Here is an 8,181-nt window from a genome sequence, read left to right as displayed (position 1 = left end):
TCCCCCCCCCTCTCCCCCCCTCCCCCCCCCCCCCCCTCCCCCCCCCCCCCCCCCCCCCCCCCCCCCCCCCCCCCCCCCCCCCCCCCCCGCGGCCCGCCTACGCCACGCTGACGCCGAACAGCACGCCGACGTAGTAGGTCACCAGCATCGTCAGCGCGCCGACGCCGACGTTCCGCGCGATCGCGCGGCCGACGCGGGCGTCGCCGAGTTTCGCGCTGATGAACCCGGTCAGCACCAGGCCGACCGCCACCGCCGACGCGCACGCCCAGACCCGCGCCGAGGTCGGCGTCCACAGAATCGACAGCAGCGGAAGCAGCGCGCCGACGGTGAACGCGACCAGCGAGGCCCACGCCGCCTGCCACGGACTGGTCAGATTGTCCGGATCGATGCCGAGTTCAGCCTCGGCGTGTGCCTGCAGAGCGTCTTTGTCGGTCAGTTCGCGGGCGACCTCGGCGGCGAGTTCCGGGGAAAGCCCCTTTGACTCGTAGATTTCCGCGAGTTCTCGTTCTTCCGCCTCGGGCAGCTCTTTCAGTTCGCGTTTTTCCAGCCGCAACTGAGCGCGTTCGGTGTCGCGCTGGGTGCTCACCGAGACGTATTCGCCGCCCGCCATGGAAAGCGCGCCGGCGACCAGCCCGGCGATTCCCGCGGTCGCGATCACGGTGGAGTCGGTGGTCGCGCCCGCGACGCCGACCACGATGCCCGCCACCGAAACGATCCCGTCGTTGGCACCGAGAACCCCGGCGCGCAGCCAGTTCAACTTGCCGCCCAGATCCGCGTGCGGCTCGTGCGGATGTGCAGTCGATACGGTCTCGGTCACCGTTTCAGTGAAACACAAAGAACGGTATTCGGCGAGCGAAGACGGTTTCGGTGAATAGAGGCAATCCTTGTCGACTATTGCCTTACCCAACCCGCCGGCTAGGTTGTGTCCGTGGCAGAAGTGGTGATCCTGATCGGGCTCCAGGTGTCCGGGAAGACGACGTTCTTCCGCCGGGACGAGTATCGCGCCTGCCTCGGCGAACTGCTTCAGCCGATCGGTTCGGGCAGCCGCCGCACGGTGTAGGCGAGTTCGATCGTCTCGCCGGTCGCCGGGTCGCCCAGTTCCACGCGCCAGGAGTCGGCGAACTGGTCGACGCCGTGCATCATCGGGATGGTCCCGGAGATCAGCACGGTGCCCGGGGCGTAGAGGTCACGCTCGCGCAGCACGTCCAGCCAGTACGACGGCGGCAGCAGTTCCGCGAGTTTTCCTTGCTGGATCAGGGTTTCCCCGGCCCAGGCGGACAGGGTGAGGTCGTCGAGCCGGTCCTGGACGTCCACGAGGCGCCAGGCCTTGGCGGCGAGCACGTCGGGGCCCGCGTTCTTGCTCCACGCGACGCCGTGCGCTTCGAGCGCGCGGTCGGTGTGGTCACAGGCGGCGGTCAGGAGGACGTCCTCGGGGGCGGGGCCGGTGATGACGATGGCCCATTCGGCCTCGCCGGAGGTCCGCTCGTGCTGCACCGGCACCTCGTCGGTCTGGCTCGCCAGGTACGGCGCGACCGGGTAGAGCGCCGGGATCACCGAAGGCGCGGGGACGCCGAGTTCGGCCAGTTCGGCCACGTGGGCGGCGACGTCCTCCTGGCTGCGACCGGCGTATCCGGCGTTCAACAGCGTGTGGACCTCGGTCCGCCGCTCCTGGCCGTCGGGAAGGGTGAAACGCAGCTCAGGCATCGGTCCTCCGAGATCGGGGGTTGCGCATACAGCTTGTATACAAGGAGTATATCCGCAATTCAACCCCTCCCGGCGGGGTTGCGGATCTCCTACGGACGGGATGTGGACATGACCTCACCAGCCGGTGACCGGCGCTCGCTGCACAAGGCCTTCGCGGCCAGCCTCTCGGGAACAGCGCTCGAGTGGTACGACTTCGCGGCCTACTCGGTGGCGGCCGCGACGATCTTCGGGCAGCTCTTCTTCCCCTCGGAAGATCAGCTCGCGAGCACGATGGCGGCGTTCTCCACCTACGCCGTCGGCTACCTCGCCAGGCCGCTCGGCGGAATCCTTTTCGGCCGCCTCGGCGACGTGCTCGGCCGCAAGCGCATCCTGGTCATGACCCTCGTGCTCACCGGGGTGGCGACGTTCCTCATCGGTGTCCTGCCCACGTACGAGACCATCGGCGGCTTCGCGGCCGTGCTGCTCGTCGCGCTGCGGTTCGCGCAGGGTGTCGGCATCGGCGGCGAATGGGGTGGCGCCGTCCTGCTCTCGAGTGAGTTCGGCGATCCGAACAAACGCGGTTTCTGGGCGTCGGCCGCCCAGATCGGCCCGCCGGCGGGCAACCTGCTCGCCAACGGTGTCCTCGCCGTACTGGCCGCGTTGCTCACCGAGGCCCAGTTCAACAGCTGGGGCTGGCGGATCGCGTTCCTGCTTTCGGGCGCACTGGTCGGTTTCGGCCTGTGGATCCGGCTCAAGCTGGAGGAAACGCCGGTCTTCAAGAAGATCCAGGAGCGCGGCGAACGTCCGTCGGCGCCGATCTCCGAGGTCTTCCGCACCGAACGCCGCGCACTGATCGCGGCCGTGCTGATCCGCGTCTGCCCGGACGTGCTGTACGCGTTGTTCACCGTCTTCGTCCTCACCTACGTCACCACGCACACCGATCTCTCGCGCGGCGCCGGGCTGGCCGCGGTGATGATCGGTTCGGCGTTCCAGCTGGTGCTGATGCCGCTGTTCGGCGCGCTCTCCGACCGCGTCTCGCGACGCAAGATGTACCTGGTCGCGACCATCGCCGCCGGGATCTGGCCGTTCGTGTTCTTCCCGATGGTCAGCGGCGGTTCGTTCTTCATGCTGGTGCTCGGCATCGTGCTCGCGCTGGTCATCCACGCCGCGCTTTACGGGCCGCAGGCCGCGCTCGTCACCGAGCAGTTCTCGCCGCGCCTCCGCTACACCGGCAGCTCGCTGGCCTACACCCTCGCCGGGGTCATCGGCGGGGCGCCCGCGCCGTTGCTGCTCACGGCGTTGCTCGCCGGCTACGGCACCTGGGTGGCGATCGGCGTCTACCTGCTCGCGACCGCGGTGGTGAGCGTCATCGGTGTCGTGCTCGCTCGTGACCCGGACCGCGACGAGGAGGCGGCGGCCATGGCGTCCGCGCGATGACCTGGTCCCCGATGTCCACGGTGGAGGGTCTGCCGCTGATCGGCGGAGCGGGCCGGTTCCGGACGCTCGCCACGGCGGAAGGCGGGCTGGCGTACGAGATCCGCTATCCGGCGGGCGTCGCTTCTCCCGTGCACAGCCACGATCACGACAGCATCGTGTACCTGGTTTCGGGTTCGCTGCGCGGCACGCTCGACGGCCGCGAAGTGACCCTCGAAGCGGGCGGGACGATCGTCCACCCGCGCGGGGTCCCGCACAGCGTCGAGGCCATTGTGGACAGTCGCTGGGTCGAGTTCAAGACGCCGCTGCCTTCGCGGCCGCCGATCGCGGAATGAAAAAACCGGGGCGGACACTGATATCCAGCGTCCGCCCCGGTCGGGAGGAAAGTCTTACGCGTCCAGCTCGGCCAGCGCCAGCTTCGCCTTCTCCAGCTCGGCTTCGAGCTGAGCGACCTTCGCGGCCTGAAGCTCGCGGGCGGCGTTGATGACCTCGTCGATCGGGCCCGACAGGTCGGCGTGCAGTTCCTTGGCGGCGCGGGACACGGCCGCGGCCGGGATCTCGAGGCCCTTCGTGACCCACTTGCTGCCGTTCTTGAGCTCGGCCTGCCACTCGCCATCGGCGGTGCCGGTGACCGTGAGGGTCAGCTCGACGGTGCGGGTCTTCTTCGCCGTCGTGGCGACCTTCGGGCGGCCACGCTTGGGCTTGGGGGACTCCACCGCGCCGTCGGCGGACGTCTCGTCGGTGGGGGTCTCCGGGTTTTCCGGAGTCTCGGTCTTGGCCTCGGCAGGGGCTTCGGCCGTCTCCGCCTGCGGCGTCGAGTCGACGGGCGCTTCGGTAGCCGCTTCTTCGGACACGGCGTCAGTGCGTGTCAAGGCATCCACGGTCATCGTCGGTGTCGTCTCCTTGCCCGGGTATGGGGTGGTACCCGGCACATCCTAGAACAGGCGTTCGAGTAGGGCGAACCGGGGTGTGGTAGGCGTGTCGGATGCGAGGAACGGTCCGTTCCTTGCGAAATTCGCGAGGAACGGACCGTTCATAGCGCGCGAGGTGGGGTTACTCCTCGGACTTGCCCGACTTCAGGCCCGAAGAGATCAGGTCCATCACCGACGAGTCGGCCAGCGTGGTCACGTCGCCGACCTGGCGGTTCTCGGCGACGTCGCGCAGCAGGCGGCGCATGATCTTGCCGGAGCGCGTCTTCGGCAGCTCCTGCACGACCAGGATCTGCCGCGGCTTCGCGATCGGCCCGATCTCCTTGGCGACGTGGTTGCGCAGCTCCTGCACGGCCTCCTCGCCTCCATCCACGGCGTTGCCGCGCAGGATGACGAACGCGACGATGCCCTGCCCGGTCGTCGGGTCGGTCGCGCCGACGACGGCGGCCTCGGCGACCGTCGGATGCGAGACCAGCGCGGACTCGACCTCGGTGGTCGAGATGCGGTGCCCGGACACGTTCATCACGTCGTCGACCCGGCCCAGCAGCCAGACGTCGCCGTCCGCGTCGTACTTCGCGCCGTCGCCGGCGAAGTAATAGCCCTGGTCGGCGAAGCGGGACCAGTAGGTCTCGCGGAAACGCTCCTCGTCGCCCCAGATGCCACGCAGCATGCCCGGCCACGGCTTGTCGAGCACCAGGTACCCGCCGCCGCCCTTGCCGACCTCGACGCCTTGGTCGTCGACGACCTTCGCCGAGATGCCCGGCAGTGCCTTCTGCGCCGAGCCCGGTTTCGTGGCGGTGACGCCCGGCAGCGGCGAGATCATGATCCCGCCGGTCTCGGTCTGCCACCAGGTGTCGACGATCGGCGCGGAGTTCGCGCCGACGTTCTCGCGGTACCAGATCCACGCTTCGGGGTTGATCGGCTCGCCGACGCTGCCGAGCACGCGCAGCGAGGAGAGGTCGTACTTCTGCGGGATCTCGTTGCCCCACTTCATGAACGTGCGGATCAACGTGGGCGCCGTGTAGTAGATGGAGACCTTGTGCTGCTGCACGATCTCCCAGTGGCGGCCCTCGTGCGGGGTGTTCGGCGTGCCTTCGTAGACGACCTGCGTCGTCCGGTTCGCCAGCGGCCCGTACACGATGTACGTGTGCCCGGTGATCCAGCCGATGTCGGCGGTGCACCAGTAGACGTCTTCGCCGGCCTTGTGGTCGAAGACGTTGTGGTGCGTGTACGCCGCCTGGGTCAGGTAGCCGCCGGAAGTGTGCAGGATGCCCTTCGGCTTCCCGGTGGTGCCGGAGGTGTAGAGGATGAAGAGCGGGTGCTCGGAGTCGAACGCCTGCGGCGCGTGCTCCGCGGACTGGCCGTCGAGCAAGTCGTGCCACCAGAGGTCGCGGCCTTCGGTGATCGGCACCTCTTCGCCGGTGCGCCGGACGACGATGACCTTCTCGACCGATTCGGCGCCTTCGAGCGCTTCGTCGACATTGACCTTCATCGGGGCGGCCTTGCCGCGGCGGTACTGGCCGTCGGTCGTGATCACGATCCGCGCGGCCTGATCGTCCACCCGGGATCGCAGTGCAGTCGGGGAAAAACCACCGAAGACGACACTGTGCAGGACACCGATGCGGGCACACGCGAGCATCGCGACGATCGCTTCGGGCACCATCGGCATCTGGATGGCGACCCGGTCGCCCGCCTCGAGGCCGAGCGACTCGAAGGCGTTCGCGGCCTTGGAAACCTCGTCCTTCAGCTGTGCGTAGGTGAGGTCACGGTTGTCGCCGGGCTCGCCGACCCAGTGGATGGCGACCTGGTCACCGTGCCCGGAATCGACGTGGCGGTCGACGCAGTTGTACGCGACGTTGAGCTTCCCGCCCACGAACCACTTCGCCACCGGCGCATTGGTCCAGTCCAGTACCTGAGACCACTTCGTTTCCCAGTGGAGGCGCTCGGCCTGCTTGGCCCAGAACGCTTCCCGGTCCGTGTCGGCTTCGGCGTAGAAGTCGGCGGTGGCATTCGCTTGCGCGCTGAAAGCCTCGCTCGGGGGGAAGGTCCTGCTCTCCGTGAGCAAATTGTCCAGCGCCGGCGACTGCTCGGTCATGGTGCGATGCCTCCTGTGATTCGCGTGTCTTCACGCCCGTTGGCACGCTATCGACGTTACGACGCGAAGTAAAAGGTTGCGTCGTGGTTGCGCACGGCGTTCACACGCTTGAGGACAAAGCGGTACGGACCGCGGGCCATTCTGGTCCGGTGACGGAGTAGACGACGGTGTCACGGATGGTTTCGTCGGGCCGGACGCGATGCGCGCGGAGCACACCTTCCCGTCGCGCGCCGAGACGTTCGATCGCCTTCTGCGACTTCAGGTTGCGGATGTCGGTCTCCCACGAGACGCGGTTCACGCCGAGGTCGTCGAAAGCGTGGCGCAGCAGCAGGAATTTCGACTCGCGGTTGAATCCGGTCCGCTGCCATTCGGAACCGATCCAGGTGTGGCCGAGGGAAAGGATCTTGTGGCGCGCGTTCATCGCGTAGAACGACGTCGTGCCCGCGACCTCACCGGTGCGGGCGTCGATCTGGGCCCAGGCACGGCGGTCCGGGTCGGCGAGGATGTCGTCGACCATGGTTTCGGCAGCGGCGAGGTCCCGCGGCTGCCGGAGGCTGAGCCAGGTCCAGATCGCCGGGTCGGAGCCCGCCGTGAACAGGCCCTTCGCGTGGTCGCGGGTGAGCGGCTCGAGGCGGACGCGTTCGCCCTCCAGGGTGGCGTGGGTGTTCCAGTTGGTCACGGACGCGACGTTACGGACGGCAGTGGCCTTGCAGGAGAGCCAGTTTCGAAGCATTCGAGAAGACCACTGAGGCGTTGCCTATGCTCGCGGGAACGATCGAGAAGGCGAGGCAGCATGGCCGAGGAGCGGGAAGAGCTCACCTGGGAGTTGTTCGGGACGGCCAGCAGGGAGCTGGCGCAGGCCGTCGCCGACGACGGCTTCGAGCCGGACCTCATCCTGTCGATCGCGCGAGGCGGGCTGTTCGTCGCGGGCGCGCTCGGCTACGCGCTCGACGTGAAGAACCTGCACGTGATGAACGTCGAGTTCTACACCGGCGTCGACCAGCGTCTCGACCTGCCGGTGATGTTGCCGCCGGTGCCGAACGTCGTCGACCTGACGAAGAAGAAGGTGCTCGTCGCCGACGACGTCGCGGACACGGGTGCCACGTTGAAGCTGGTCCGCGACTTCTGCGCCGACCACGTCGCCGAGGTGCGCTGCGCGGTCGTCTACGAAAAGCCGCGCTCCGAGGTCAAAGGCGAGTACGTCTGGAAGCACACGGACCGGTGGATCAACTTCCCGTGGTCGGTGCAGGCGCCGGTCGTGCGCCGCGAGGGCCAGGTGCTGGACGCGTGACGGATCCGCTGAAGCCGCTGCTGGACCTCGAAGGGGTCGTCGCGGCCGCGAAATCGGCACAGGACGCGGTGTTCGCCGTCCACCGGCTGCCCGCCAACCTGCGCGGCGGCGCGGCGACGGCCGCCGAAGCGTCCGTGCGCTCGGCGCGGGCGTCGGCGGGGATCGAAGGCGCCGCGCCCGAACTGCCCGAATCCGGTGAAGTGACCGATCCGGTGCTGGCGGGTGCGCTGCGGGTCGCGGAAGCGCTGGAAGGACTGCTCCCGACGTGGCGTCGTGCGCCGTTGCAGGCGTTGGCGCGTTTGCACCTGCTCGCCGCGTCGGATCTGGTGACGGATCTCGACGCGCTCGGGCGGCCGCGGTCGTCCGGCGGCGTCGGTCCGCGGCTGGAGATGCTGGCGCAGCTGGTCACCGGCGCGACGTCGGTGCCGGGACCGGTGCTGACCGCCGTCGTACACGGGGAACTGTTGGCACTGAAGCCTTTCGGCTCGGCGGACGGTGTCGTCGCGAGGGCGGCGGCGCGGCTTTCGGCGGTGGCGACGGGGCTGGACCCGAAGGCGCTGACGGTGCCCGAGGTGGCGTATTTCCGGCGCGTGCCGAAGTACCTTGAAGCCGCTTCGGCCTTCTCCGGCGGGACTCCGGAGGGCGTCCGGGCTTGGCTGCTCTTTTCGTGTGAAGCCTTCGAGGTGGGTGCCCGCGAGGCGAAGTCGATCTCCGACGCCGCCGGCTGACCCCTCGCATTTCGTCCTCTG

The 8,181-nt window shown here is 68.6% G+C and carries 10 protein-coding genes; 5 read left to right on the top strand and 5 right to left on the bottom strand.

The genetic code is table 11. From position 1 onward, the window contains the following. Positions 1–97: 97 nt before the first annotated feature. Positions 98–817, bottom strand: coding sequence for a VIT1/CCC1 transporter family protein (locus tag ACZ6DT_RS00585; RefSeq protein WP_465586608.1), 720 nt, complete (start codon positions 815–817; stop codon positions 98–100). Between the two features lie 111 nt (positions 818–928). Here ACZ6DT_RS00585 and ACZ6DT_RS00580 point away from each other — a divergent pair, with 111 nt between their 5' ends. Then, on the top strand, positions 929–1,060 hold the full coding sequence (locus ACZ6DT_RS00580; RefSeq protein ID WP_465586606.1) for a hypothetical protein: 132 nt from the start codon (positions 929–931) through the stop codon (positions 1,058–1,060). Here ACZ6DT_RS00580 and ACZ6DT_RS00575 read toward each other — a convergent pair. Continuing rightward, a complete protein-coding gene (locus tag ACZ6DT_RS00575) occupies positions 1,024–1,704 on the bottom strand; it encodes a DUF2848 domain-containing protein (RefSeq protein WP_465586604.1) in 681 nt (226 codons plus the stop codon). The genes ACZ6DT_RS00580 and ACZ6DT_RS00575 overlap by 37 nt on opposite strands. Before the next feature lie 108 nt (positions 1,705–1,812). Between ACZ6DT_RS00575 and ACZ6DT_RS00570 the strand changes: the two genes are divergently transcribed. Continuing rightward, the gene (locus ACZ6DT_RS00570; RefSeq protein WP_465586601.1) at positions 1,813–3,120 is read left to right on the top strand and encodes an MFS transporter; all 1,308 of its coding nucleotides are present in this window, start codon (positions 1,813–1,815) and stop codon (positions 3,118–3,120) included. Further along, a complete protein-coding gene (locus ACZ6DT_RS00565; protein ID WP_465586598.1) occupies positions 3,117–3,452 on the top strand; it encodes a cupin domain-containing protein in 336 nt (111 codons plus the stop codon). Before ACZ6DT_RS00570 ends, ACZ6DT_RS00565 begins: the two co-directional genes overlap by 4 nt. Before the next feature lie 54 nt (positions 3,453–3,506). Here the strand turns inward: ACZ6DT_RS00565 and ACZ6DT_RS00560 are convergent, their stop codons facing one another. The 3 genes from ACZ6DT_RS00560 to ACZ6DT_RS00550 form a co-directional block, all read right to left on the bottom strand. Further along, positions 3,507–4,004, bottom strand: a complete 498-nt coding sequence (locus tag ACZ6DT_RS00560) for a DUF6319 family protein (protein WP_465586595.1) — start codon at positions 4,002–4,004, stop codon at positions 3,507–3,509. Positions 4,005–4,170: 166 nt separating this feature from the next. Then, positions 4,171–6,141 carry an acetate--CoA ligase gene (gene acs / locus ACZ6DT_RS00555; RefSeq protein ID WP_465586593.1) on the bottom strand — a complete coding sequence of 657 codons (1,971 nt, stop codon included), beginning with the start codon at positions 6,139–6,141 and terminating at the stop codon, positions 4,171–4,173. Between the two features lie 100 nt (positions 6,142–6,241). After that, positions 6,242–6,820, bottom strand: coding sequence for a GNAT family N-acetyltransferase (locus ACZ6DT_RS00550; RefSeq protein ID WP_465586590.1), 579 nt, complete (start codon positions 6,818–6,820; stop codon positions 6,242–6,244). A 114-nt stretch (positions 6,821–6,934) separates the two neighbouring features. Between ACZ6DT_RS00550 and ACZ6DT_RS00545 the strand changes: the two genes are divergently transcribed. Continuing rightward, the gene (locus tag ACZ6DT_RS00545) at positions 6,935–7,432 is read left to right on the top strand and encodes a phosphoribosyltransferase (RefSeq protein ID WP_125679778.1); all 498 of its coding nucleotides are present in this window, start codon (positions 6,935–6,937) and stop codon (positions 7,430–7,432) included. After that, a complete protein-coding gene (locus ACZ6DT_RS00540) occupies positions 7,429–8,160 on the top strand; it encodes a Fic family protein (RefSeq protein WP_465586586.1) in 732 nt (243 codons plus the stop codon). Before ACZ6DT_RS00545 ends, ACZ6DT_RS00540 begins: the two co-directional genes overlap by 4 nt. The last annotated feature ends 21 nt before the right edge of the window (positions 8,161–8,181 follow it).

This window comes from Amycolatopsis sp. NPDC041971 (assembly GCF_055588925.1).
The sequence above is the reverse complement of the archived record's forward strand: the minus strand, read 5'-3'. Positions and strand labels throughout refer to the sequence as shown.

Bases quoted from the DNA above. Each gene is read 5' to 3' on its own strand.
- ACZ6DT_RS00575 (WP_465586604.1), bottom strand. From the start codon at position 1,704: ATGCCTGAGCTGCGTTTCACCCTTCCCGACGGCCAGGAGCGGCGGACC.
- ACZ6DT_RS00570 (WP_465586601.1), top strand. From the start codon at position 1,813: ATGACCTCACCAGCCGGTGACCGGCGCTCGCTGCACAAGGCCTTCGCG.
- ACZ6DT_RS00565 (WP_465586598.1), top strand. From the start codon at position 3,117: ATGACCTGGTCCCCGATGTCCACGGTGGAGGGTCTGCCGCTGATCGGC.
- ACZ6DT_RS00560 (WP_465586595.1), bottom strand. From the start codon at position 4,004: ATGACCGTGGATGCCTTGACACGCACTGACGCCGTGTCCGAAGAAGCG.
- acs (WP_465586593.1), bottom strand. From the start codon at position 6,141: ATGACCGAGCAGTCGCCGGCGCTGGACAATTTGCTCACGGAGAGCAGG.
- ACZ6DT_RS00545 (WP_125679778.1), top strand. From the start codon at position 6,935: ATGGCCGAGGAGCGGGAAGAGCTCACCTGGGAGTTGTTCGGGACGGCC.